This window comes from Acinetobacter sp. YH12117, from assembly GCF_013418865.1.
Taxonomy (GTDB): domain Bacteria; phylum Pseudomonadota; class Gammaproteobacteria; order Pseudomonadales; family Moraxellaceae; genus Acinetobacter; species Acinetobacter indicus.
In genome coordinates this window covers 1-1399 of sequence record NZ_VPBF01000091.1, presented here as the reverse complement: position 1 = coordinate 1399, position 1399 = coordinate 1, and the positions used below count along the sequence as shown (strand labels likewise).

The 1399-nt window shown below is 44.1% G+C and carries 1 protein-coding gene; it reads left to right on the top strand.

Annotated elements, in window-relative coordinates:
- Positions 1-264 precede the first annotated feature (264 nt).
- A complete protein-coding gene (locus FTU55_RS14920; RefSeq protein ID WP_016659723.1) occupies positions 265-1230 on the top strand; it encodes a hypothetical protein in 966 nt (321 codons plus the stop codon).
- The last annotated feature ends 169 nt before the right edge of the window (positions 1231-1399 follow it).

Genomic DNA, 1399 nt, shown 5'->3' with positions numbered 1-1399 from the left:
CATGAAATACGGTATTCTGATGTGACAAAACCTGAATCCTGGTCGTTAAAGTGTTTGTTTACACTCATATTTTAACTGTTAGGACTCAGGTTTTTTTATTTAAAGCAAACTATGGGACAGCAGTGACTACGGTGCTCTTTTTTTATTTTAAATTTTTATTGTCACTAAAATGTCATAGAACTGAAATAGTATTGTCATCATTTTAAGCTAATGCCAGCCCAATTGGGGGGTGGTGTTCCCTTTTTGAACATAGGCTTTGTTCTTATGACAATTGAACTTTTAATGGTAATCGGCTTCTGTTTGGCGGCCTATTCTATTGTCGGAAATGATGTACCTCAAACCTTAGGGACTTTTATTTCTTCTAACTCCCATCGTCCTTGGTGGGTACTGTGGGTATATATCAGCAGTATCCTGGTTGTGGTCTTGGTCTATGGCTGGTATGCATCGGGCGTCGGTGATGCCTCTTATGGGCGACTGGAAACCATTCCGTTCCCTGAAGGCGGAATTACCTGGCTGTATATTGTGCCGCCAGTTTTACTGTTGCTACTGACCAAATATGGTATTCCGGTCAGTACCACCTTCCTGGTACTAACCATCTTCTCTCCTGCGAGCCTGGGCTCGATGATGGTCAAATCCATGATGGGTTATGCGGTGGCCTTCCTGGCGGCGCTGATCATCTATCGTTTTGTGGCCAACAAAATGACGGTGTACTTTAACCAGACCAAAGATCAGGAACATTCGACCAAATGGGTGATTCTACAATGGTTATCTACCGGTTTCCTGTGGAGCCAGTGGCTGATTCAGGATCTGGCCAACATCTTCGTGTATGTGCCGCGTCAGGTACCGTTTGAATTCCTGATGTTTGCCATTACGGTCTTTGTGATCTTGCTGGGGGTTATTCTGTACCAGCGTGGTGGTGCCATCCAGAAGATTGTCGATACCAAAACCGATGTTACCGATGTACGTGCTGCGACCATCGTGGACTTTATCTATGCAATGATCCTGCTGATTTTCAAAGAGTGGAGCAATATCCCGATGAGTACCACCTGGGTATTCCTGGGTCTGTTGGCCGGTCGTGAATTTGCCATCTCAATGATTGTGAACGGGGTCAGCAAATACCGTACCTCACGCAATGTCAGCAAAGATGCGATGAAACTGATGTTTGGTCTGGCCATGTCGGTATTCCTGGCGACCACTTTGCCATGGTTCTATAACCTGATTTCAGGCTAAGCATGGACTGAACATCAAGTACAAAAAAAGCGAGCTTCGGCTCACTGCTGTCCCACAATTTTTCACAAGAGGAAGCTCATTTGAGCTTCCTCTTGTTTTATGGGTATTTTATCGGGTGAAAATAAAGCTTTTAAAGTTCTTCTTTCAAACAAATTCACTTGAATTATTC